The following is a 23,464-nucleotide window of genomic DNA, read 5'->3' on the forward strand; positions in this document are numbered from 1 at the left end:
CGCCGGGCAATTGCCCGCGCACAGCGCCTGCTGGGGGCGATCAATTCTCGAAAGCAAGGGCTGTCTTAGTTCGGGCATCACTACGGCACTGCCAGAACCGATTCGTGAAGAGCTTCCTTAACAACAGAAACAAGGAAAACACCACATTGAAAAATACGATCACTGAATGCTTAAAGTATCACCTGAGGGAATCATCAGTGACGCGCGCATCATCGTTCGTCGTTATCTCAATTTGGAACATGGGCCACTCAGTTCTGTCGTAGCGTTAGTGTTGCACCAAACGGATTCGTCTACAGCCCAACAAACATTCAATAGCTACGCTAAAAGCCCTCACGGGGCACACTTTCTGATAGATAAGAACGGGCAGGTCTATCAAACTGCGAGCATGCTGATGCGGTGCCAGCATGTCGGCCGGCACATTCGCTCCCGCTGCTTAGAAATCGATAAGCCATCATGTGACAGCGTGGCAATGGCTCGGATCCAAGCGATGTCTTGGTCCAATCACGTCAGAGCGCTGGACGCTCACGAGCGCGCCAAGCCCTATCCGCAGCGCTATCCCATCAATGGAGACTCCATCGGGATTGAAATCGTTGGCCGCAGCATTGATGCGAAAACTTATGAGACAGTGACGTCGGAGCAAAATAACTCCTTGCAATGGCTGACTGGTGAGCTCTACACCCACTTCTCCATTTCCAGCAAAGACGTATACCGCCATCCTGCGGTGTCATACAAAAACCCCGGGGAGGCGGCATCCGCCGTTTGGAAATGAGGCTTGCCTACGTAAGTGCATTGATCGCGCTAGCAGGATTGATCTCAGGATTCGTCGGGTTCGTGTTTGATCCGAAGGTTCTCATAGACGGTTATGAGTTTGTGTCTGGCGGTTCAGAAGCGTGTCGTCCGTCTGATGTGGATTTCTCACGCGTCGAGGTTCAGGAGTTTTTTAGGCAAGCGACTGCTGTAAGTAGTCGGCTTATTCACGACGAGTACGACCTTGCGCCTTGCTATCTAGAGGGCCAACTAGTCCATCACCTCAATATTTGCCGTTGGACACTCCGGCCCGACCTCCTTGGTACCCTGGACTGCGGAGGACATTTTCAATACCTGCTTTTAAAGCATTGAGAATCCGGATCGCTGGCTGTTGGAACAGCCTTCACACTGCCAATTTACTCTCAGGGTTCCCGGGCCATTGAGCCTTACGCTCACACCTCGCGCCGATGTGAACAAGGTTTCGCATTGTCGATTGGCACAAACTACACTTTTTGCTTCTGGTAAGCCTTGTCCGCTGGCGGCCCACGGTCGGTATCCTGCAACCCGCGCTGCACGTCCTCGTACGCCTGCTCGACTTCCGGATGGCGGACGCCATCGGTCATATCAATGGCCTGGTCGCGCTCGTGCGGCAGACGGCCTTCGGGGGCGCTCAAATCTTCAGGACCACTGCCAGGTTGCGACGTGGGCTGCGTGGTGTTGACGCGCCGTTCCGTGCGGGCGGGGATGGGGGCAGACGGCACGACGTCTTCTTCAGGGCGGTGGTGGCGATGGGTCGTAGTGTTCATGGAAACCTCGGGCAATGGCCAGTCGGATGGGGTGTGTTCTGCAGGTTGTGCTCCGACGAAGGATCTGTGATCCACTCCACCGGTTTGGACAACGGTGCACGGCAACCGGCACACGCAGCACACGATCAGCAATACCCTACCGCCGCCGTCCGTCCCCTAATGTAGGCCCAGGCCCCGCGCCGCTGCGGGTGGCGGGAGCGTGAACCTCACTCATTCCCTCATCCCCGATACCACCTCTCCAGCGTATTCAACACGGCGAGCAGAGCTACGACAAGCAGGAAGATCACCGCCTTGAGGCGCGCTTGCGGGCTGACCACCAACTTGTATGCCAGGTAAGCGATGAGTGTGCCCAGAAAAGGCGCCCCGATGGCGATGCCAGAGATCACGGCAGTCCCCAGCCGGCTCCAGCCATCGCCTGAACTCTCTCCCCAGAGAGAGCGCACCAGGATCGCGCACGGAATGGCCAGGCCCGTCCACATCAGCCACGACGCCACCGCCACACTGACATGGTGGGCCACCAGGCCATAGACCACCAGCGCGCCAATGACCCCGCCCCAGAACAGCAGCCGCTTGAGCCAAGGTGCCATGGGCTCGGCCGCCCGGCGGGCTTTTGCGGATTCGTCCGCCTGCTTCGCCTTCTTTGCCGCCGTGGCTGCCGCCTGCGCTTGCCGTTGCTGAAGGTCCTGTATTTCTGCAGATTCCCGGACCCGGTGCATAAATTTGTCCATGGCCGGGTTGTCCACCTCGCGCAGGATGCGAATGGTGCGCGACAGGGCCTGGTCGCTCTGAGGTATCACGGTCTGCAGCGCAGCCCCCTCGCTGAACCAGTGTCCCGTCTGCGCCAGCCACCCGACGCCGGCGGGCGGATTGCCGACACCGCCGTCCACAGCGCTGCACAGGTAGTGTTGAACAGTTTGCGGCGGCACCCATTGCCGCGTGCTGTAGCGGGGCAGCGCGCATTGCATCATTAACAACGCGGCTGGTTGCTGGTCGGCGCGGCCCAGGCGCAACGTAAATTCTGGCAGGGGCAGGGGCTCGGCCAGCCGGTTTCGCACGCCCAGCCACAGGTACAGGCCCCGGGGACGGCCGTCCTTGGCGCGCCGCACCCACAAGCCGGGCCCTTCGGCCGTCAGCTCGGCGCCCAGGGCTTCCAGCTCGGGTGGCAACGACACTCCGGGGCCATCTCGGTCCCACTCGGGCCGCAACTGCTGCGACTGCAAGATGGTGCGCCATACAGCCCGGGCGCGGCGTTCCAGAAAGTACGGATCCAGCTGCTGGCCATGGGCAATGGCGGCCTCGATGCTGCGCGCGGCCTGTGCTGGCTGGCCTTCCAGGGCCAGCAACCAGTCGTCCATCAACGCCAACTGCAGATACGTTGCGTCCGCCCCCTGGCCCAGGGATTCGGCTGCGCGCCCCCAGGCATAGCGGGCGGGGTCGTTGGGCTGCAGCTGCTGCGCAAGCAACTGCTGGCGCACTGTGCTGCCCGGCTGGGTCGTCCCGGGCGCCGCCTTGGTTTGGGCAGCTGCGCCCCCGCTGGCACACAGGCAAATCCACAGTAGCGCCGCGCCCGCCAGCCATCGCGCAAGGGCGTATTGCCAAGCGGTGATCCCTGGCGAGGCGTTGCTTGCCGTACGCACCGTTCTCCCTCTCATTTGCATCCCTCTTCGGTGTAGTCGTGCGCGGATTGTCAGCGAGGGCCGGCGGCGCGCCGAACCGCCTATCGGCTGCAAAGCCCGGTTGGCTATCCGCACCCGCGCGCCATGCGACACTACTGTATGTCTCAACAGGGTTGGGCCGCGCAGGCCCTTGAATCTTTCGACGCGGTGGTGAACGCCACCGAGGGTTTTCGCAGCCGCGCCGGCCAGCGGCTGATGGCCGAGCAGGTGGCGCGCACGTTCAGCAGCGCCACGCTGGGCAAGGTGGATGAAGAAAGCGGGGAGCCCGCGCCCACGCGCTCCATCGCCGTGATCCAGGCAGGCACCGGCGTGGGCAAATCGCTGGCGTACTGCGCACCCGCCATTGCGCTGGCGCTGGTGCGGGGCACGCGGGTGCTGATCTCCACGGCCACCGTGGCGCTGCAGGAGCAGCTGGTGAACAAGGACCTGCCCGCACTGGCGGCGCGCATGCCACAGCCGTTCAAGTTTGCGCTGGCCAAGGGGCGAGGGCGCTACGTGTGCAAGCTCAAGCTCGACCGCCTGGCGGGCCACGGGGAAGCCGACGAGGGGGACGACGACCTGTTTGCCGAAGAAGAGGCGGCCGAGCGCGCCAAGCGCCCGCGGCAGGAGACCGAAGCGCGCATGCAGTTCTATGCGTCGATGGCGCAGACCTTGTCAAAAGGCGCCTGGGACGGCGACCGCGACAGCCTGGACACACCCCCCGAGCCCGAGGTGTGGAGCCCCGTGGCGGCCGAGGGCGCGTCGTGTACCGGCAAACATTGCCCGGCGTTCAGCCAGTGCACCTACTACGACAAGCGCAAGGAGCTGGTGGGCGCGCAGGTGATTGTGGCCAACCATGATTTGCTGCTGTCGTCGCTGGGTGCGCGCGTGCTGCCCGAGCTGGACAACTGCCTGCTGGTGCTGGATGAGGCCCACCACCTGCCCGCCACCGCGCTGCAGCAATTTGCCTGCAGCATGGACCTGTCGCGCATCACCTGGATCGAGCGCCTGTCCAGCCGGGGCCTGCGCATTGGCGCGCTGCTGGAGGTGGAGGAGATTGCCGACATCCCCAGGCACGCGGCCCAGCTGCGGCAGACGCTGCAGGACCTGGCGCGCATCGTGATGGATGTGTATGGCGCCGCGCTCAAGAGCCAAAAGGACACGTGGGGCCCGGCGCGCGTGCGCGTACCTCGGGGCGAGCTCCCTGAACAGCTCATCGCGCCGCTGGGCCTGCTCGCCGCCAGCGCCGAGGGTTTTTTGGACGCCCTGCGCGCCATCAGCAAAGCCCTGCGCGCCGAGATGCGCGACAAGCCTGACGAGGCCAAGCGCCTGTCCACGCTGTATGCGCAGATCGGCATGCTGGCGCCGCGCCTGGAAGAGCTGCACGCCACCGCGCAACTGCTGCTGCAGGATGCGCCCGAGGGCGCGGTGCCCGCGTCCAAGTGGTTCACGCTGGAGACCGATGGCGACTTCATTGTGGTCAAGGCGCATGCCAGCCCCATCCTGCCCGGCAGCGCGCTGCGCACGCACCTGTGGGGCGCGGTGCGCGGCGCGGTGCTGACCTCGGCCACGCTGACAAGCTGCGGCAACTTTGATTTCTTTCTGCGCGAAGCCGGCATGCACGGCGACGAGGCCGCCACCACGCTCGAAGTGCCCAGCCCCTTCAACTACGCCGCCCAGGGCACGCTGATTGCCGCCGAGACGCGCGCCGACCCCAAGAACGCCGCGCAGTTCACCACAGAGATGGTGGATGCGCTTTTGCATGACATTGCCCGCGTGGAATACGGCGCGCTGGTGCTGTTCACCTCGCGCGAGCAGATGCGCCAGGCCGTGGATGCGCTGCCCACCGCCATGCGCAGTGTGGTGCTGGTGCAGAACGCGCTGCCGCGCACGCAGCTGCTCAAGCGCCACCGTGAGCGGGTGGAAAACGGCGAACCCTCGGTCATCTTCGGCATGCAGTCGTTTGGCGAGGGGCTGGATTTGCCCGGGCGCCTGTGCGAATCGGTTTTCATCACCAAGCTGCCCTTTGCCCCGCCCGACGACCCCGTGGGCGAGGCCCGCGCCGAATGGCTGCGCGCCGTGGGCCGCGACCCCTTCAGCGAACTGGTGGTGCCCGCCACCGCCATCCGCCTGGCGCAATGGGTGGGCCGCGCCATCCGCACCGAGGATGACCAGGCGCACGTGTACTGCTACGACAAGAGGCTGGTGCGCACGAGTTACGGGCAGCGGCTGCTGAAAGGGTTGCCGCCGTTTGCGCTGCAGCAGCGGGCGGCGGGGTGAGCCGGGGCCCGCGCACGCTGGCCTCCGGCGTGTCTCGCTCACAATTCGGGCCATGCAAATCGGCCCCTCCCTCCAGGCTCGGATCGCGGAAATCTGCCAGCGCTACCACGTGCGCCGGATGCAGATGTTCGGTTCTTCCGCAGTGAACCAAGAGGCCCCGACAGTGATGTGGATCTTCTGATCCAATTCATTCCTGGCGAGGCGCCCAGCTGCTTTGGGCTGGTGGCATGCAGGAAGAGTTATCGGAAGCGTTTGGCGGTCGCAAGATCGACTTGGCCGTTCCTTCAGTTCTCGAGAACCCCTTTCGGCGCCGCGCCATTGAGTCCCAGCTACGGCCCTTGTACCAATGACGGTGGACCGCACCCCTGCTCACTTGTCCGACATGCTGCGGTTTGTTCGCGAACTGCGCAGTCTCGTCGCGCCGCCGATGACGGTGCAGGCATTTGAGGCACAGCGGATTCTGTGCCTCGCCGTCGAAAAACGTTTCATCAACCTGGGCGAGGCTGCGTACCGCGTGGACGCGGTTCGGGCCCAAGAGCTCGCCGGGATCCGGGGCGGCAGGTCATTGGTCTTCGCAACATCCTTGCCCACGGATACGAGCAGGTAGCGCACGAAGTCTTGTTCAAGACCATCCGTGGATGACCTGCCTGCAATGGAAATTGCAGTAGAGGCGGCGCTGGAGCGAGTCCTCTCAAAACCGCCCCCCAGTAGCGACGACGCGCCTGTCGGACAAACCCCCACGCCGTCGCGCGTTGCCAGCCGACGCGCCTACAGTGTGACGGCGCCTACAGTGGGTTACACATTGCCAGCCCGCCTTGCGGCCACAACCCGGCCGCGCCCTGGCGGCCCGCCTCCGGGCTGGCGCACCACCCCCGCTGGAGACCCCACATGCAACACGACTCGCCCGCCCACGAAACCCTGTGGAAGCTCATCAAGGACATCCGCTTTGGCATGCTGACGCACCGCACCGCCAGCGGCATGCTGCACGCTCACCCGCTGACCACGCAAAACCGCCAACTGGACGAGCATGCCGAGCTGTTCTTCTTCATCTCGAAGTCCGGCGAGCTGTATGAGCGCCTGCTGACCGATGGCGAGGTCAATGTGTCGTATGCCAGCCCGGACGACGACAGCTATGTGTCGTTGTCTGGCCAGGCGCGCTTCAATGAAGACCGGGCGCAGAAGGAGGCGCTGTGGTCGCCCATGGCCAAGGCCTGGTTCCCGGGCGGCGTGACGGACCCGGACCTGGCGCTTCTGGTGGTGCGCATTCGCCATGCCGAGTACTGGGACGTGGACGAAAGCAAGATGGTGCAGTTGTTCAAGATGGCCAAGGCGGCCATCACCGGAGAGCCGCCGCGCGACTTGGGCGAGCACAAGGAACTGAGCTTGTCCTGATGCGCCCACGGGCGTGCCATACGCCCGAAGCCCCCATGCCAACCTGATGCAGGAGACCGATCCCATGGCAGCAGCACAAGAAAGAACATCCCGCAGCGCGGACACCGACGCACAAAAGTCCGGCGCGGCCGACGCGTTTGCTGGTGGCACGGGTTCCGGCAAGGTCGCCCATGCGCACAACAGCGAGGGCCACAAGGACGCCACACAGACCCACCAGAGCCGCCGCACGCCGGAAAGCCGCCACGACCGCGATGCCCACATTGGCAGCGGCAATCAAGTGCAATCGCGCCGCGGGGCGGCCGGTAACGGTGGCGGGCCAGGGGGCGGCGCGCGCGGAGCCGGCTAGGCTACACACATCTGCACAGCCCGGTCGCACCGACCGGGCCCCCGGGCGGCACAATGCACGCTTTGCCCAGCCTGCTCTGCGCCGCCATGCCCCCCATCGCCGTCATCGACTTTGAAACCACCGGCATCTCTCCCGGCCAGGGTGCGCGTGCGACCGAGGTCGCCATCGTGCTGCTGGACAATGGCCAGGTGGTGGACCGCTTTCAGAGCCTGATGAAAACCGGCGCGTGGATTCCGCCCTTCATCACCCACCTTACCGGCATCACCAACGCCATGGTGGCTGACGCGCCCGACGCTGCAGAGGTAATGCAGGAGGCCGCGCGGTTTGTGGGCGACGCGCCCATGGTGGCGCACAACGCATCGTTCGACAGCAAGTTCTGGCAGGCCGAACTGGCTTTGGCCGGGCAGCCTGCAGCGCACCCGTTTGCGTGCACCGTGCTGCTGTCGCGCCGGCTGTACCCGCAAGCGCCCAGCCACAAGCTGGGCACCCTGGTCGACTACCACGGCCTTCCGCGCACCGGCCAGGCCCACCGCGCGCTGGCCGATGCCGAGATGGCCGCAGCGCTTTTGGCGCGCATGCAGAACGACCTGCGCTCCCGCTGGCGCGTGGCCGAACCCAGCCACACGTTTCTGCAAACGCTGCAGCGCTGCGCCAAACCCAAGGTGGAGGCGATGCTGGCGCGCCATGCCTGCGCATCACTCACAAATTGATAGCTATCAGCGCTTGCCACATAAGCGCTGGAGGCACTTTTTGCTTAAATTTCTTGCATACTGTCACCTGCGGCGGGCGTGCGGGCCGGCGGGCAGCAGGTGCCTGCCGGGGTCGACGCAGCCGCTCCAACAATCACTGCGATGAAAGGTTTGGTCATGCTGTTTCTTGTGCTGGGGCTGGCGTTGTTTCTGGGTGTGCATTCGGTGCGCATCGTGGCCGAAGGTTGGCGGGCGCAGATGCTTGCGCGCCTGGGCGAGGGCGGCTGGAAGGGGCTGTATTCGCTGGTGTCGGCGGTGGGCCTGGCGCTCATCGTGTGGGGCTACGGACTGGCGCGCCAGCAGCCTGTGGTGCTGTGGGTGCCACCCATCGGCATGCGGCACGCAGCGGCGTTGCTCACGCTCATCGCCCTTGTGCTGTTGGCCGCCACCTACGTGCCGCGCAATGCCATCAAGGCGCGGCTGCACCATCCCATGGTGCTGGGCGTGAAGGTGTGGGCGCTGGCGCATCTGCTGTCCAACGGCAATCTCGCCGATGTGCTGCTGTTTGGCGGGTTTCTGCTCTGGGCGGTTCTCAGCTTTCGCGCGGCGCGCAAACGCGACCGGGCCCAGCACCTGCAATACGCGCCCGGCACCGCAGCGGGCACGGCAGGAGCAGTTCTGGTAGGCGCGGCCGCGTGGGCGGGCTTTGCGTTCTGGGCCCACGCGTGGCTGATTGGCGTGGCGCCGCTGGGGCGGTAGGGGTATGCGCCGGGTCGGTAGGCGTCAAATCCCGGAAAATCCGCGCTTTCCCTTTTTTTGACGGTGCCAACCGGCCTTTTGACTGCATGACCGACGCTGCAAACCCCGCCTCCACCCCCTCCACCCCGCCGCCCCTGCCCGATCATCTGTCGGTGGACCCGCGCAGCCCGCACCACGTGGCTGCCGTGTTCCAGCACGACATCGGCATCCGCTTCAACGGCAAGGAGCGGACCGATGTGGAGGAGTACTGCATCAGCGAAGGCTGGGTGAAGGTGCCGGCCGGTAAGACGGTGGACCGCAAAGGCCAGCCGCTGATGATCAAGCTCAAGGGCAAGGTCGAGGCCTTCTACAAGTAAGTGGCTCCCCCCGATCGGCTGCGCCGCTCGGAACGAGTCCTTGCTCGGCGTCCACGGGTGCAGGCCTCTCCCACTGCACAGGCCTTTCCATCCTGACCGGATGCCACAGCGTTTCGCATGAACGAAAGCCGCCATAACCCCGCGTGGACCATCCACTGCGATGGCAGCGCCGTGCCCAACCCGGGGCGCATGGGCCTGGGCGCGGTGCTGGTCAGCCCGGATGGCGTAGTACGGCATGAGATATCGCAAGCCACCCACCACACGGGCTGCAACAACGAGGCCGAGCTGCGCGCACTGCTGGCGGCGCTGCAGTGGGTGTCGGCAGCACTGCAGGGCGCAGGCGGCACGCCAGCGCGGGTGGAGGTGCAAGTGGTCAGCGACAGCAGCCTGCTGGTGCAGCAACTGGGCCCACAGCCCGGGCCACCCATCGTGCGCCTGGCGCCGCTGGTGGACGCGGTGCGCAGCGCGCTGCAGCCGTTTGCAGCGGTGGAGCTGGCCTGGGTGCCGCGCCACCGCAACACTGCGGCAGACGCTCTGGCGCGCGCGGCCCTGGGGCTGGCGCCTAAGGCACGGCCTCAGCAGAAGAAAAAGAAACGAAAGCAGTGAACCTGCGCGCAACCTACGCCGGGTCCAGCCCCAGTGCGGCACGGTAGGCCGCGATGCGCGGCAGCAAAGCCTGCCGGCGTGCCAGGCTTGCAGCGGGCCACAGGGCCTCACGGTCGTAGTACTGTGGCTCGGCCGGTGTGCCCGGCGGCAGCACCACCCAGGGCTGCTTGGATGCGGTAAAGATGTGCACGTCCGGGGCCAGCGCATCGGGCGCATCCAGCGTGCCCACGCGCACAAAGGCCACCAGCGGCCCGGCGCCCGCATAGTGACTCCAGACGGCCACATGGCAGTGCGGGCAGCGTGCCACCTTCTGTCCCAGGCCGCTTTCCGACGGGGTATCGACCACCCGCACGGTGCCGGCAAGCGGGGTCACGCGGTCGGCCTCGATCATGGCGTTCAGTGCAAACGAGGCACCGCTCTCGCGCTGGCACCAGCGGCAGTGGCAGCAGTGCACAAACAGCGGCGCGGTCTCCATGCGGTAGCGCACATGGCGGCAGGTGCAGCCGCCTTCCAGCGGAAAGACAGCGTCGTTGGACGGCATGGTGTGACGGCGGTGGTGAAAGGTTCAAGGGGCGGGAGTACGGGCCCATTCTGACGCTGACGGGTCTGCCGCGCCAGCCTGCAGGGCCGCCGCCCGCGCGCGCAGCAGAGCCTGCTCCTGCGCGTTGCGTGTGAGCTGCGCTGCACGCTCGAATTCGGCGCGGGCATCATCCGTGCGGCCCAGCTTGGCCAGCAGGTCGCCACGCACGCTGGGCAGCCAGTGGTAGTGGCGCAAGCTGGCTTCTGCCGCCAACTCGTCCACCAACGGCAGCGCGGCTGCAGGCCCCAGCGCCATGCCCACGGCCACGGCGCGGTTCAGCGCGACCACCGGCGAGGGCGCCACTTGCAGCAGCGCGTCGTACAGCGCCATGATGTGGTGCCAGTCGGTGTCCTCGGCCTGCCGCGCGCGCGCATGGCAGGCGGCAATGGCGCCCTGCAGCGCATAGGGCCCCCAGGGCTTGCCCGCGCGGGCCAGCTGCTCGGCCTTGTCCAGCGCGGCCAGGCCGCGGCGCACCAGCAGGTGGTCCCAGCGCGCGCGGTCCTGGTCCATCAGCAGCACGGGCTGACCCTGCGCGTCGGTGCGCGCGGGCAGGCGCGAGGCCTGAATCTCCAGCAGCGCCACCAGGCCCTGCACCTCGGGCTCGTCCGGTACCAAGCTGGCCAACACGCGCACCAGGCGCTGGGCTTCGCCGCACAGGGCAGGGCGCATCCAATCGTCGCCCGCAGTGGCGGCATAACCTTCGTTGAAGACGAGGTAGATGACTTCTAGCACCGAAGCCAAACGCGGCGCGCGCTCGGCCGCGCCGGGCACTTCAAAAGGGATGTGCGCGGCCGTGAGGCTGCGCTTGGCCCGCACGATGCGCTGGGCCACCGTGGGCTCGGGCACTAAAAAGGCGCGCGCAATCTCGGCCGTGGTGAGCCCGCCCAGCAACCGCAAGGTCAGCGCGACCCGGGCCTCGGTGGGCAGAACAGGGTGGCAAGCCGTGAAGATGAGGCGCAGAAGGTCGTCGCCAATGTCGTCCTGCTGGGCGTGCACCAGGGTCTCCACCACGTCCGGCGCGTACTGCGCCTCCAGCGCTTCGAGGTCGTGGCCCAGCGCCTCGTGCTCGCGCGCCTGCATGGCCTGCTGGCGCAGGTGGTCGATGGCGCGGCGCTTGGCCGTGGTCATCAGCCAGGCAGCGGGGTTGGCGGGCAGGCCGGTCTTGGGCCAGTGCTCCAGCGCAGCCACCAGCGCATCCTGCGCCAGCTCTTCGGCCCGGCCTACGTCACGCGTCATGCGCGCCACGCTGGCGATGATGCGCGCAGCTTCGATGCGCCACACCGAGTCGATGGTGCGGTGCAGGGCATCGCGGTCAGGCAGGGCAGAGGGGTTCACGCGATTCAAATGGTGTGGATGCGGCCGGCGTATTCGGACACAGGCTCTCAGCCCAGCGCCTGGCTGGCGTCCGCCATGTGCACAAATTCCCAGGTGTGGCCGTCCAGGTCGTCAAAGCTGCGCGAATACATGAAGCCCAGGTCCTGCGCCGGGCGGGGCGTGGTGGCGCCGGCCGCCACGGCCTTCTCGACCAGGGTGTCCACGGCCTCGCGGCTGTCACACGAGAAGCACATCAGCACCTCGGAGGTGCTGCGCGAGTCGGCAATCGCCTTGGCTGTAAAGGTCTGGTAGTAGTCCTTGACCAGCAGCATCACGAACAGGTTGTCGCCGGTGACCAGACAGGCGCCCTGGTCGTTGGTGAAGTCGGGGTTGAACGTGTATCCCAGCGCGCGAAAGAAGGCCTGCGAGCGGGCCATGTTTTCAATGGGCAGATTCACGAAAATTTGCTTGTGCATGAAGAGGTCTCCAAGGGTGGGGAAGGTAAGGGCAAGCGTGGTTTTTGGCAAAGGGGGCTCACGAGCCGACCGGCTTTTGCACCACCGCCTGCAAGTGTTCCAGGCCGTCTTCAAAGTCCTGGCCCACCATGCGGTCCATGTTGAAGAACAGGTGCGCGATCTTGGCCAGGTAAGGCACGGGGCCGTGCAGCGCCCAGGTGACGCGCGTGGCGTTGTCGCCTTCGGGCTGCAGCGTGAACTCGGCTCGGTTGTGGGCTTCAAAAGGCGCCACGAAGTCGAGCTTCATGCCCACTCGGCGCGGGGCTTCAGCGTCCACGATCTCCATGCTGCCCGTGCCTACCTTGTCGCTGTGCCAGGCATAGCGCGCACCGGGCCCGGCGGTAGTGGCGCTGTACTCGCCCCTGAGGGCGGGGTCCTTGCGCTCATAGGGGTTCCAGGTGTTGAACTGGCGCAGGTCGTGGATGAGGCCGAACACCCGCTCGGGCGGGGCGGTGATGACGCGGCTGCGCTCCACGCGGAAGGTGTCGGGCCGCGTAGCGGCGTAGGCTAGCAGCAGCCCCAGTGCGGCCAGGAGGACAAGGGCGATGGTCTTGAGCATGGCTGTGGAGTGTTTTGCGTTGATGGGATCGCGTGCTCAGCCGCGCTGGGCCTGCAGCTCGTTGAATTGCTCCACACCCTCGACGCTGGCAAAGTCCTCCATCTCGAACAGCTGCCGCACCTCGATCTCGGCCGCCAGGCCTTCGCCGCGCGGGTTGGGAAAACGGCGCGTCCACTCCAGCGCCTCTTCGCGGGTGCGCACCTGGATGAGGGTGTAGCCGGCCAATAGCTCCTTGGTTTCGGTAAAGGGGCCGTCAGTCACGCTGCGGCCACTGGCGCTGTAGCGCACGCGCCAGCCCTGGGACGTGGGTTTGAGGCCGCTGCCGTCCAGCAACACGCCGGCACGGGCCAACTCCTCGTGGTAGCGCGCCATCTCGGCCATGAGGGCGGCGCTGGGCATGCAGCCCTGTTCGGATTCGGGGGTGGCTTTCACGATGATCATGAATCGCATGGGGGGTCTCCAGTAAAACGATGGACGGGCAAAGGAGCCTTTTCGGCGTCCTTCAACGTCTACGACGAATGGAGGATGGCGATTTCGACACGCCGACGCGCGTATCTGGGAAATTTCTGAACTTCTTTGTGTGACGGTCGCGATGGAATGGGACGCACAGGCAGGGGAGATAGGAACCGAGCGGCTGGTAAGTCATTGCAACCGGCGCGTCGGCTCCCGCACTGCACCAGATAATCCGCCGCGCGGCGCTGCGCCTCTGCCCCCAGCTCGCTGCCCCAAAACTTATCCCCATGGCATCGCTGAACCTCTGGCTTCAACCACTATCCCCACATGGAGAGTGGAATCGTCCAGAACATTGGTGATGCCGTTTTCATTGCAAATAATGGAACTCACTCCAAAAGCGCGGCCTATGCGCATGGCGGTCCAAAAGGGGCATCGTCGCCGGGGCCGGAGTTCAGGCTATCCGCCGTTGCAGCGGGAAATGACTTCTACACCCACAGCCGACTGAGAAAAAAGGACTGAGAAGCGGGAACTCCGCGGCGGCACGCGACGCGCGGGTTAACCCGAAGTTCTAACCCCGATGTGTGGGGCATTTGCCAAACCGTGCAAATGGTTACCGGTGCACCGCATCTGCGTGGCTAGCATGCCGCGCAGAGGGAATCCGCACCACACATGAACATAACGCACACCGCCGCGCCACAGGCCCCCTGGCTTGCCAGACTGCCCCTGGACCCCCAACACCAGCACAGCGCACACATCATCGTGAACGGCAAGCAGGCCGCGATGCCGCCCGAGGGGCTCGCCCAGGTGCTGCGGTTTGAGCCCGACGGGCAGGGTGGCTGGATTGCTGCGGCGCAGGCAGGTGATGGGCGCTGGGGCTATATCGATGGTCACGGCGTGTGGCGCGTGGCGCCCACGCTGCAGAACGCGCGCAGCCATTCGGAGGACGGGCTGGCGCGGTTTTGCCAGGATGGGGAGTGGGGCTTTGTGGACGCGGCCGGCAGGGTGGCGATTGCCCCTGCGTTTGCCGACGCACGGCCGTTTCGCAACGGGCTGTGTGCGGTACACCTTGGCGATGCGCAGACGGGGGGCTGGCGCATCATCGACGGCACAGGCGCTTTCACCAGCGAAGCAGTGCTGCACGAGCTGAGCCTGTTTGGCGCCAACGGCCTGGCGCGCGCCACGCACTGGAACAAAGGTAACAACCAGCGTTTGCAGGGTTTTGTGGACCGCACAGGCCAGTGGGTGATCGAGCCACGCTTTCGGCGGGTGCTGCCGTTCGGCGATACGCCCGTCACGGCCGCGTCGCTGGATGGCGAGCGATTTGGTCTGATCGATCCGCGCGGGCAGTGGGTGCTGGAGCCGCGATACCCGCGCATCGAGGCCTTCAACGACGAGGGCTTGGCGTATTTTGACGAAACCAACCCTTGGGACAACGGCCACGGGTATCTGGATGTGCGGGGCCGGGTGGTGGTCAAGGGCGGGCGGCACCTGTCGCCCTACATGGCGTGTGGCGTGGCCGCCAACTGCTATGCGGGCACGCACTACGTAGATGCACGCGGGCAGGCGCTGGCAGGGCCACGGCTGAGCTTTGGATCACACTTTTATCCGGACGGCGGATTTGCGGTGGTGCGCACGGCAGCGGCCGGCACCGGTGCCGGGGCGCCCAGCGATGCCCCGCCCGGCGCCTGGGGCCTGCTGCACCCCGACGGCCGCTGGGTGGCCGCATCCGATCAACTGCTGGAGCCGCTGACGAACCGCGACGGCTGGTTGGCCGGCCTGCAGCCCGGCACGCCGCTGGTGCCGTTTCTCACACGCGACGGGCAGCTGGCGTACATCGACGGAGAGGGTGCCGTTGTCTGGCGTGCGCACTACGACGGTCAGCAGGTGGCCTTGCTGGATGCGGCGGGCGAGCCGCTGTGGCGCAGCGCGGCGCGCGCTGACGATGAAGAATGCTGGCCGCCCCGGCCGTTCTTTCACACCACGCCCAAGGACCACCTGCAGAGCGGTCTGCAGGCGCTGGACGGCATCGTGCCGCTGGCCGGCCAGCTGCTGGCCGACGCCGAAGCGCGCTTGCACCACCTGGCGGCAGGCGAGTCGCTGGAGCCCGACGCGGACGGTGACCCGGATGGCGACGAAGAGGACGTTGACAACGACGCCGACCCCGAACAGGCGCAGGCCGACCGCACCGTGGTCGTGCGCCGCGTGCTGCGCGCCTACCTCAGCGAATCGCACAACGGGCCGTACGAATTCTTGTGCTCCGAGCTTAACCAGGTGGCCGACACCGCGCGCGTTGCCTTGGTACAGCAGCTGACCGAGCGCTATGGCGCCCCCGATCCCAATCCCGAACACGCCGCCCCCTGGCACCGGCGCGGCGACTACACCCAGGCCTGGCCCGTGACCCTGGCCCGCCCGCTGCCCGGCGACACAGGTGCTCTGCACGAGACGCGCGAGCAGTGGCTCACGCTGTACAAACACTCGGACGCGGGCGATGGCGACGTGTGGTGGGAGCTGTGGCTGATGGTGGCGCCCAGCGTCGATGCACTGGCACTGGCCCGACAGGCGCGCAGCCAAAGCCGCGCGGGCGGCACGCGACCGGGTGGCGGTGCGGCGTCGGCCCCCCAGCCCATCCCGCTGGCGGAGCCCGACGGCGGGGCCGCCGACATCCAGGACGAAGTGCAAGCGCAGCCCCTGCCGCAGACACGCGAGGACTGGCTGCACGCCGTGCGCACCGACCGCTACGCCATCGCCCGCGTACCCACCGAATGGCTGGACGACGCCATGGTGGACGCCGCGCTGGAGAACGGCGTGGAAGCGCTGGCCCATGTGCCGCCCGCCTGGCAGACCGCCGAGCGGCTGGCTGGCCTGGTCCGCCGCAGTGCGCGCGAGGCTGCCAACATCCCGCCGCAGTGCATGACGGCGGAGGGCCTGGCGCTGGCGCGCGCGCTGTATGCGGGCGACCCCGACTGGGACTGGCGCGACGAAAGCCGCAGCCAGGTGCCGCGCCAGTGGGACCACAACAGCCTGTACGACGTGTGGGGCTGCGTGCTGACGCCCGCGCTGGCGCTGAAGGCCGTGCGCGCGCAGGCGCCGCTCAAAGACCTGGCGCACTGGCTGCGCACCGACGCGGTGGAGCAGGCCGCGCTGCAGGCCGACATCTACAACATCAGCTATATCGACCCGCGCAAGATCACGCCCGCGCTGGCAGAGCGCGCGGTACGGCATGACTATGGATGCCTGATCGAAGTCGTTCCGCAAGAGCTGCTCACGCCCGCGCTGTGCCTGGCGTCTGTGCGCACCAATGGGCTGTCGCTGGAGAAAATTCCTGAGCCCCTGCGCAGCGTGGACGTGTGCGTGGCGGCGCTGCAGGAGCGCTGGAATGTCTTCATGGCCGTGCCCGCGCCGCTGCGCGTGGCCGTCACCACGCGGCTCATCGATGAAGACCTGGCCGAGGCCCGCCGCGACGGCGCCCCGCGCGAGGCCAGTCACTGGCACGCCCAGCGCGCGTGGGCCCGGCTGTGGCAGGGCGACCTTGACGGCGCCATTGCCGACGCGCTGCTGGCACTGGACCAGGTGCGCGACGCAGAGCACCCGCACTACGTGCTGGCCAGCGCCTACCGCGCGCTGGGCCGTGAGCGCGAGGCGGCGCTGGCGGCCTCCACCGTGCTGTCGCTGCAGTCGCCCTACACGGCTGCGTGGGACGCCGCCGAGGACACTCGGTGGCTGCAGGACCTGGCCCAAAGCCAGATGTCAGCGGCCGACGATGCCACGCTGCTGGCGCAACTGGCCACACACCCGCGCACGCTGGCCGACATTCCGCGCGACCGCATCACGAACGCCATGGTGGACGCCGCACTGGCGGCCGATGAATCTGCCGTGGAATTTGTTCCCAAACGCCTGATGACCCCCGCGCGCTACGCCGCCGCCGTGCGCACCGGCGTGAAGGAGTTTGCCCAGGTGCCTGCCGACATGCTGAGCGAAGACGCGTGCATCGCCCATGTGCAGGACAGCGGCTGGCACCTGCGCCACGTGCCCGAGGCCCTGCGCACCGTGGCCGTATGCGCCCACGCGCTGCGGCGCAGCCCGGCTGCCGTTGAGCTGGTGCCCCAGGCGCTGCGCGCCGAAGTCCGCGAAGCGGAGGCACGGCTGCCGCGAGACAACGACGGGGAGAGCGGGGCAGGCCTGGCCCAAGGGGCAAGCAGCTGGCTGGTGGGGCAACTGGTGCAGTCCACCCTGCGCGGCCACGGTGTGGCCGGCGGCACGCTGCTGCGCAAGGGCCTGTTCACCCCATTCATCGTGCGCACGGCGTTGGGTGCCCGCTCCAGCGTGCCACCCACGCTGTGGGGCCCTGCGGGCTGGCTGGAGCAGCGCCCCGTGTTGGGCCTGGCGCTGCACTGGCTGCTGGGCGTGGCCGCGCTGGTGGCGCATGCCTTTGTGTCGGTGGGTGCCTGGCGCGCGGAGGGGCCATGGGTGGGCCTGGCGACGTTTGCGCTGATGGGGTTTGCCGACATGTATTGGGCGTGGCGCTTTGTGTTCTCTGCGCCGTATGCACCCGGCCTGGCGGCGGCTGCCGTGCTGGTGGTGCTGTACGTGTTTGGCTGGCGCTGGATGTATGGCCGCATCGGCCGCGCCTACGCGGCGCGGCTGGGCCACAACGGCGGGTGAATCAAGGCCGCGCCATGCTGCCGTGGTAACACGGTGCCACCTCGCGCACCTCCACGGTGGCCCACTCGGCGGCCGGGCATTCGCGCGCAAGGGCCAGGGCTTCTGCCTGCGTGGCGCAGTTCAGCAAAAAGAACCCGCCCACCATCTCCTTGGTCTCGGCAAACGGGCCGTCCACCAAACGGGTCTGCCCGTCGCGCACCTGCAGGCGCACGGCCTGCTCGGTGGAAGCCAGTGACTCGGTGGCCACCAGCAGGCCCCGCGCTTTCAAGCCCTCGCCAAACTGCAGCATGCGCGCATAGGCCTCCTGCCCGCCGGCCAGCCCCCGCTCGGCACGCTGGCCGTGGGGTTCCATGATGAGCAGCATGAAGGACATGGGAGTCTCCTGGGGGTGTGAAACAGGTGCGGATGCGCAGCGCTTGTCCGCCGGACCGCCATCCTAACAGCGGCGGTAACTATGCTTTTGATAGCTGTCAGCGCTTGCTGGATAAGCGCTAGCGGTCATTTTTGTTTGAATTATTGCACCCTGCTAACGGCCTGTGCTATCTTTACCCCCTATGCAACGCAGCATGCTCCTATCCACCCTATCGCTAGGCCTAGTGCCTAGCCGGGGTCTGCCTGCGTTCGCCACCCTGGTTGCCTGACCCGCTCAGCGCAACCCCTGATCTCCCCCTGACCCCGGCCCGCGAACCAGCCTTTGCATACGCAAAGGGCTGCAGGGGATGTCATTCGTTTTGATTTCTTTCGATTCCGATTGACCCGTGCACTGCGCCTTGCTTTGTTGGCGCACCGCACACCGTTCGTGGAGCCCTTCCTCATGATTGCCAAGCCCGCCACCAAGTACCAGCCCATTGCCCCGGTCGCGTTGACCGATCGCCAGTGGCCCACTCGCAGCATCACCCACGCGCCCGTGTGGCTGTCCACCGATTTGCGCGACGGCAACCAGGCCTTGTTCGAGCCGATGAATGGCGAGCGCAAGATGAAGCTCTTCCACGAGCTGGTGCGCATCGGCTTCAAGGAGATCGAGGTCGGCTTTCCCGCCGCGTCGCAGACCGACTTTGACTTCGTGCGCCGCCTCATCGACGAGGACCTCATCCCCGACGACGTGACCATCATGGTCATGACCCAGTCGCGCGAAGACCTGATCGCGCGCACCGTGGAGGCTGTGAAAGGCGCGCCGCGCGCTATCGTGCACCTGTACAACGCCACCGCGCCCGCATGGCGGCGCATCGTGTTCGACATGAACGTGACGCAGGTGATGCAGCTGATTGCGCACCACGTGGGCTACCTCAAGCAGCTGACCGACGCGCAGCCAGAAACGCAGTGGACCTTGCAGTACTCGCCCGAGACCTTCAGCGCCACCGAACTCAGCGTGTCCCTCAAGGCCTGCCAGACCGCGATTGCCGCCTGGAACGCCGGCCCCGGCCGCCCCATCATCATCAACCTGCCCACCACGGTGGAGAACGCCACGCCCAACGTGTTCGCCGACCAGATCGAGTGGATGGACCGGCACCTCAGCCCGCGCGAGCACATCGTGCTCTCGGTGCACCCGCACAACGACCGGGGCACGGGCGTGGCGGCGGCGGAACTCGCGATGATGGCCGGCGCCGACCGCGTGGAAGGCTGCCTCTTCGGCAACGGCGAGCGCTGCGGCAACGTGGACATCGTGACCCTGGCGCTCAACCTGTACACGCAAGGCGTGCACCCGAACCTCGACTTCTCGGACATCACGGCCGTCGCGCGCATTGCCGAAGAATGCACCGCGCTGCCCGTGCACCCGCGCCACCCCTATGCGGGCGACCTGGTGTTCACCGCGTTCTCGGGTTCGCACCAGGATGCGATCAAGAAGGGCTTTGCCGCGCAAGACCCGAATGCGCTGTGGGAAGTGCCGTACTTGCCCATTGACCCCGCCGACCTCGGCCGCACCTACGACAGCGTGATCCGCGTGAATAGCCAGTCGGGCAAGGGCGGTATCGCCTTCTTGCTGGAGCGCGAACGCGGCGTGGTGATGCCGCGCCGCATGCAGGTGGAGTTCAGCGCCGTCGTGCAGCGCCAGACCGACGCGAGCGAAGGCGAGATGACCGCCGATGCGCTGTGGGCGCTGTTCCAGACCACCTACCTGCGCGCCCCGGCCCAGGCTGCCATCACCTGCCACAGCCACCGCGTGGATGAAGACGGCCAAGCCATCGAGCTGGACGTGACCATCGACGGCACGCGCCAGACCCTGCGCGGCCAGGGCAACGGCCCGATTGCCGCCACGGTGGACGCGCTCGGCCTGCCGCTGCGGGTAGACCACTACGAGGAACGCGCCACCGGCACTGGCGCCAACGCGCAGGCGCTTGCCATTGTGGAAGCCGCAATGGAGGGTGTGGCGGGTTCCACCTTTGGCGCAGGTGCCAGCCACAACATCGTGACGGCCTCAGTGCAGGCCATCTTGAGCGTGGCCAACCGTTTGATGGCACGGCGCGTGGTCACAGAGACCATGGCGGCTTGATCCTGGGTGTTTTAAAAAAGATAGCTACCAGCGCTTGATGGACAAGCGCTGGGGGCGTTTTTGACCAATATCCCCAAGCCACCGGTGGAGTAGCCGCCCGGCGCCGCGTCCATCCATTACCCTTGCGGCCATGTTTGCTTTGAACCGCCTGGGCCTTGGAGCCGCCTGTACCGCCGCGCTGCTGGTGTTGGCAGGCTGCGGCACCTCCCGGCCGCCGTCCTCGTCGGCATCTTTCCCCGCCCCCATTCGCACCACGCCGCCCTTGACGGCCGAGCAGGCGCACGACATCGCGATCCACGCGCTGGGGCTGGTGGGCACGCCCTATCGCTTTGGCGGCAACACGCCAGAATCCGGTTTTGATTGCAGTGGCCTCATTGGCTACGTGTACCGCAACCAGGTGGGCACGCCCCCGCCGCGCACGGTGGCCCAGCTCAACAGCTGGGGTTATCCCATCAACGGCAACGAGCTGCGCGCGGGTGATCTGGTGGTGTTTGGCACCGGGCGCCAGCCCAGCCATGCGGGCATTTACGTGGGCGAGGGGAGGTTTGTGCACGCGCCCTCCACGGGCGGGACGGTGCGGCTCGACCATCTGCAATCGCGCCACTGGGTGCGGCAGAACGCGGCCTTCCGGCGCCCCTGAGGGCGCGGCCACCGCCGCAGTTACAGGGAAGCTGACGCGGCCGGTGCCTGCACGGCCAGGCGCCGATCCAGGGGTTGTGCGAAGGCGATGTGATTTCCGTCCGGGTCCGCCACCATGATGATGCGCACGCTGCTGCTGTCTGAGCGCTGACCAATGTCCACACCCATGCGCAAAAGCTGTTCGCCCTGCTCGTCGATGTCGTCCACGGCCAGCGTCACCGAGCATTGGCCCGCGCGCTGTGGCAGCTCATACACCTGCAGCCAGCCGCCCTGCGGAAAGCTCCACTCGGCCAGCGCCGGCATGGGGCAGGAGTCCGGCGCCCGGCTGAAAAGCGATTCGTACCATTGCACAGCGTCCGGCAGGCTTTTGACGGCAACGCTGGCCAGGGCGTTCTGGATGGCCATGAAATCTCCAGGAAGGGTGGGAAAGGGTAAAGGGGGCGCCGAGACTGTCTTGAGGTATAGGCGCCCGCACCAGCCCGCTGCGTAGGACGGCACGACGGGCGCGGGCAAGCCGCAGCGACAATCGGGCCACCATGACCCACGCACACCGCTCCGCCACACCCGTCTCCACCCACGACACCACCCGCATTGACGACACGCGCATCAAAGCCGTGCGCCCGCTGATCACGCCGGCGCTGCTGCAGGAATGGCTGCCCACGCCCGATGCGGCGCTGACCCTGGTCGAATCCAGCCGCGCTGCGATCTCGCGCATCCTGCACGGGCAGGACGACCGGCTGATCGTGGTGGTGGGGCCGTGCTCCATCCACGACCACGGCCAGGCCATGGACTATGCGCGCCAGCTCAAGCAGCAGGCCGACGCGCTGGCCGCCGACCTGCTGATCGTGATGCGCGTGTACTTTGAAAAGCCGCGCACCACCGTGGGCTGGAAGGGCTATATCAACGATCCGCATCTTGATGGCAGCTTTGCCATCAACGAAGGTCTGGAGCTGGCGCGCCAGCTGCTGCTGGATGTGCTGGCGGTGGGGCTGCCGGTGGGCACGGAATTTTTGGACCTGCTGAGCCCGCAGTTCATCAGCGACCTGGTGAGCTGGGGCGCGATCGGCGCGCGCACGACCGAGAGCCAGAGCCACCGGCAGCTGGCCAGTGGCCTGTCGTGCCCCGTGGGGTTCAAGAACGGAACGGACGGCGGCGTGAAGGTAGCGAGCGACGCCATCCTGGCGGCCAGCGCCGCGCACGCGTTCATGGGCATGACCAAGATGGGCCAGGCCGCTATCTTCGAGACGCGTGGTAACAACGACTGCCACGTGATCCTGCGTGGCGGCAAACAACCCAACTACAGCGCCGCCGACGTCGATGCGACCTGCGCCGTGCTCAAGGCCGCCGGCCTGCGCGAGCAGGTGATGATCGACGTGAGCCACGCCAACAGCAGCAAGCAGCACCAGCGGCAGATCACGGTGGCCGCGGACGTGGCCGCGCAGATTGCGGCGGGCGATGCGCGCATCACCGGGCTGATGATCGAAAGCCACCTGCAGGAAGGGCGGCAGGACATCGTGGCGGGACAGCCACTCACGCCCGGCGTGTCGGTGACCGATGCCTGCATCAGCATGGCGCAGACGGTGCCAGTGCTCGAAGGGTTGGCGGCAGCGGTGCGGGCACGGCGCCAGCGCGGCTGATCACGCCCGCGCTGCGGCTGCTGCTGTTGCACCCTCGATGTTGCGCGCGGTGGCCAGCAGACTGGCGCACAGTGTTTCGTGCCCGGTGGCGGCGTCCACCGCCCACACGTCGGCCGCGCACACCGTGAGCAGGCGCGCCGCGTTCACCACCCGGCCCCGGGCCCGCAGGCAACGTCCTTGGGCGGGCGCTACCAGCTTGAGGGTGGTGTCCACCGTGGCGTTGGTCCAGCCGGGCGGCAGCACGCTGCCAGCAGCCGCCACGGCGGCAAAGTCCGCAATCGCGAACACGGCCGTGGCCTGCAGCTGGCCGGGGCGAAAGCAGAAGGCTTCGTTCATCGGCATTTCCAGTTCGACGTGGCCGGCCTGGGCCTGCACAAAGCGCAGGCCCAGCGTGTGGGCCATGGGCATGGCAAGGACCGTTGCTTGCAGCGCCTGCAAGGAAGATGGCGCGGGGGCGGCGGGTGGCGGGGTCATAGAGGGCTCCTAGGGTTTGTTGATGGGGGGTGAGTGCTGGAACGGGCCCTGACCTGGGGCCACGGTGCGGTGGACGCGGGCGCCTGGGCCCGGCGCGGACGCGGGGCGGGCTCTGCCTGGCGGCGCAGCCAGGCCTGGTGGTCCAGCACCGTGGCCTTCTGGGCCTGCAGGCGGCTGATCTCCTGGTCCAGCGCCAACACGCGCGCCTCCAGGGCACCCACCATGTCGTCGATGCCCAGGGTTCCGGCGCGGTAGTCCGCCAGCCATCGGGCGATGTCGGGCAGCGCAAACCCCAGCCGGCGCGCCATCGCGATGAACACCACTTCGCGCCGCAGACCCTCTGGGTAGTCGCGGTATCCGTTGGCCAAACGACGGGGGCGGATGAGCCCCAGCCGCTCATAGTGACGCAGGGCATGGACGGATACGGCGGTGCGCTGCGCAAGTTCGGAGATCTGCATGCGGCCACGTTAGCAAGCCTCGCCCTGCACGAAGGTTGCGTTGGCG

25 protein-coding genes are annotated in these 23,464 nt (G+C 66.8%); 14 read left to right on the forward strand and 11 right to left on the reverse strand.

Translation table 11 applies throughout. The annotated features are described in order from the left end of the window. Positions 1–166: 166 nt before the first annotated feature. The gene (locus ACK4HJ_RS19720; protein ID WP_409834717.1) at positions 167–769 is read left to right on the forward strand and encodes an N-acetylmuramoyl-L-alanine amidase; all 603 of its coding nucleotides are present in this window, start codon (positions 167–169) and stop codon (positions 767–769) included. A 481-nt stretch (positions 770–1,250) separates the two neighbouring features. Here the strand turns inward: ACK4HJ_RS19720 and ACK4HJ_RS19725 are convergent, their stop codons facing one another. Then, complete coding sequence (locus ACK4HJ_RS19725; protein ID WP_409834719.1) at positions 1,251–1,553, reverse strand: hypothetical protein; 303 nt, start codon at positions 1,551–1,553, stop codon at positions 1,251–1,253. A 218-nt stretch (positions 1,554–1,771) separates the two neighbouring features. Further along, complete coding sequence (locus ACK4HJ_RS19730) at positions 1,772–3,028, reverse strand: hypothetical protein (RefSeq protein WP_409834721.1); 1,257 nt, start codon at positions 3,026–3,028, stop codon at positions 1,772–1,774. A gap of 300 nt (positions 3,029–3,328) precedes the next feature. On the opposite strand from ACK4HJ_RS19730, the gene dinG reads away from it, so the two are divergent. The 9 genes from dinG to ACK4HJ_RS19775 all read left to right on the forward strand — a co-directional run bounded on the left by dinG (position 3,329) and on the right by ACK4HJ_RS19775 (position 9,636). Then, positions 3,329–5,488: an ATP-dependent DNA helicase DinG gene (dinG, locus tag ACK4HJ_RS19735; protein ID WP_409834723.1), complete on the forward strand. Its 2,160-nt coding sequence runs from the start codon at positions 3,329–3,331 to the stop codon at positions 5,486–5,488. A 373-nt stretch (positions 5,489–5,861) separates the two neighbouring features. Further along, positions 5,862–6,095 (forward strand): hypothetical protein, encoded by a 234-nt coding sequence (locus ACK4HJ_RS19740; protein WP_409834800.1) that lies wholly within the window; start codon positions 5,862–5,864, stop codon positions 6,093–6,095. After that, positions 6,068–6,130 (forward strand): hypothetical protein, encoded by a 63-nt coding sequence (locus ACK4HJ_RS19745; protein ID WP_409834798.1) that lies wholly within the window; start codon positions 6,068–6,070, stop codon positions 6,128–6,130. The genes ACK4HJ_RS19740 and ACK4HJ_RS19745 overlap by 28 nt, the downstream gene beginning before the upstream one ends. A 246-nt stretch (positions 6,131–6,376) precedes the next feature. Then, on the forward strand, positions 6,377–6,880 hold the full coding sequence (locus ACK4HJ_RS19750) for a pyridoxamine 5'-phosphate oxidase family protein (protein WP_409834725.1): 504 nt from the start codon (positions 6,377–6,379) through the stop codon (positions 6,878–6,880). Between the two features lie 64 nt (positions 6,881–6,944). Further along, a complete protein-coding gene (locus ACK4HJ_RS19755; protein ID WP_409834727.1) occupies positions 6,945–7,226 on the forward strand; it encodes a hypothetical protein in 282 nt (93 codons plus the stop codon). 86 nt (positions 7,227–7,312) lie between these two features. After that, entirely contained in the window at positions 7,313–7,936 is a 624-nt protein-coding gene (locus ACK4HJ_RS19760) for a PolC-type DNA polymerase III (protein WP_409834729.1), read from the forward strand. Positions 7,937–8,092: 156 nt separating this feature from the next. Next, the gene (locus ACK4HJ_RS19765; RefSeq protein ID WP_409834730.1) at positions 8,093–8,674 is read left to right on the forward strand and encodes an NnrU family protein; all 582 of its coding nucleotides are present in this window, start codon (positions 8,093–8,095) and stop codon (positions 8,672–8,674) included. Positions 8,675–8,760: 86 nt separating this feature from the next. Then, positions 8,761–9,030: a DUF3297 family protein gene (locus tag ACK4HJ_RS19770; protein WP_409834732.1), complete on the forward strand. Its 270-nt coding sequence runs from the start codon at positions 8,761–8,763 to the stop codon at positions 9,028–9,030. A 117-nt stretch (positions 9,031–9,147) separates the two neighbouring features. After that, positions 9,148–9,636, forward strand: a complete 489-nt coding sequence (locus ACK4HJ_RS19775; RefSeq protein ID WP_409834734.1) for a reverse transcriptase-like protein — start codon at positions 9,148–9,150, stop codon at positions 9,634–9,636. Between the two features lie 13 nt (positions 9,637–9,649). On the opposite strand, the gene ACK4HJ_RS19780 is transcribed toward ACK4HJ_RS19775, so the two are convergent. From ACK4HJ_RS19780 to ACK4HJ_RS19800, 5 genes are read right to left on the reverse strand one after another with little or no spacing between them, the layout of a single operon-like run. Then, complete coding sequence (locus ACK4HJ_RS19780) at positions 9,650–10,177, reverse strand: GFA family protein (RefSeq protein WP_409834736.1); 528 nt, start codon at positions 10,175–10,177, stop codon at positions 9,650–9,652. 24 nt (positions 10,178–10,201) lie between these two features. After that, the gene (locus ACK4HJ_RS19785; protein WP_409834738.1) at positions 10,202–11,551 is read right to left on the reverse strand and encodes an RNA polymerase sigma factor; all 1,350 of its coding nucleotides are present in this window, start codon (positions 11,549–11,551) and stop codon (positions 10,202–10,204) included. 47 nt (positions 11,552–11,598) lie between these two features. Next, positions 11,599–12,006, reverse strand: coding sequence for a VOC family protein (locus tag ACK4HJ_RS19790; protein ID WP_409834740.1), 408 nt, complete (start codon positions 12,004–12,006; stop codon positions 11,599–11,601). 58 nt (positions 12,007–12,064) lie between these two features. Continuing rightward, complete coding sequence (locus tag ACK4HJ_RS19795) at positions 12,065–12,604, reverse strand: SRPBCC family protein (protein ID WP_409834742.1); 540 nt, start codon at positions 12,602–12,604, stop codon at positions 12,065–12,067. A 36-nt stretch (positions 12,605–12,640) separates the two neighbouring features. Beyond that, positions 12,641–13,054 (reverse strand): YciI family protein, encoded by a 414-nt coding sequence (locus ACK4HJ_RS19800; RefSeq protein ID WP_409834744.1) that lies wholly within the window; start codon positions 13,052–13,054, stop codon positions 12,641–12,643. A 672-nt stretch (positions 13,055–13,726) separates the two neighbouring features. On the opposite strand from ACK4HJ_RS19800, the gene ACK4HJ_RS19805 reads away from it, so the two are divergent. Next, the gene (locus ACK4HJ_RS19805; protein WP_409834746.1) at positions 13,727–17,719 is read left to right on the forward strand and encodes a WG repeat-containing protein; all 3,993 of its coding nucleotides are present in this window, start codon (positions 13,727–13,729) and stop codon (positions 17,717–17,719) included. A gap of 1 nt (position 17,720) precedes the next feature. Here the strand turns inward: ACK4HJ_RS19805 and ACK4HJ_RS19810 are convergent, their stop codons facing one another. Beyond that, positions 17,721–18,092, reverse strand: a complete 372-nt coding sequence (locus tag ACK4HJ_RS19810) for a YciI family protein (protein ID WP_409834748.1) — start codon at positions 18,090–18,092, stop codon at positions 17,721–17,723. Between the two features lie 441 nt (positions 18,093–18,533). Between ACK4HJ_RS19810 and leuA the strand changes: the two genes are divergently transcribed. Continuing rightward, positions 18,534–20,210, forward strand: coding sequence for a 2-isopropylmalate synthase (gene leuA, locus ACK4HJ_RS19815; protein ID WP_409834750.1), 1,677 nt, complete (start codon positions 18,534–18,536; stop codon positions 20,208–20,210). Positions 20,211–20,340: 130 nt separating this feature from the next. Then, positions 20,341–20,850 carry a C40 family peptidase gene (locus ACK4HJ_RS19820; protein WP_409834752.1) on the forward strand — a complete coding sequence of 170 codons (510 nt, stop codon included), beginning with the start codon at positions 20,341–20,343 and terminating at the stop codon, positions 20,848–20,850. Between the two features lie 20 nt (positions 20,851–20,870). Here ACK4HJ_RS19820 and ACK4HJ_RS19825 read toward each other — a convergent pair whose 3' ends face one another. Beyond that, a complete protein-coding gene (locus ACK4HJ_RS19825; RefSeq protein ID WP_409834754.1) occupies positions 20,871–21,254 on the reverse strand; it encodes a VOC family protein in 384 nt (127 codons plus the stop codon). A 131-nt stretch (positions 21,255–21,385) separates the two neighbouring features. Between ACK4HJ_RS19825 and ACK4HJ_RS19830 the strand changes: the two genes are divergently transcribed. Beyond that, positions 21,386–22,486, forward strand: coding sequence for a 3-deoxy-7-phosphoheptulonate synthase (locus tag ACK4HJ_RS19830; RefSeq protein ID WP_409834755.1), 1,101 nt, complete (start codon positions 21,386–21,388; stop codon positions 22,484–22,486). Here ACK4HJ_RS19830 and ACK4HJ_RS19835 read toward each other — a convergent pair whose 3' ends face one another. After that, positions 22,487–22,960, reverse strand: coding sequence for a PaaI family thioesterase (locus ACK4HJ_RS19835; RefSeq protein ID WP_409834757.1), 474 nt, complete (start codon positions 22,958–22,960; stop codon positions 22,487–22,489). It abuts the gene before it with no gap. Further along, positions 22,957–23,418 carry a MerR family DNA-binding transcriptional regulator gene (locus tag ACK4HJ_RS19840; RefSeq protein WP_409834759.1) on the reverse strand — a complete coding sequence of 154 codons (462 nt, stop codon included), beginning with the start codon at positions 23,416–23,418 and terminating at the stop codon, positions 22,957–22,959. Before ACK4HJ_RS19840 ends, ACK4HJ_RS19835 begins: the two co-directional genes overlap by 4 nt. Positions 23,419–23,464: the final 46 nt, after the last annotated feature.

The sequence above is a fragment of the Acidovorax sp. genome (assembly GCF_046294525.1).
Lineage (GTDB): Bacteria > Pseudomonadota > Gammaproteobacteria > Burkholderiales > Burkholderiaceae_C > Acidovorax.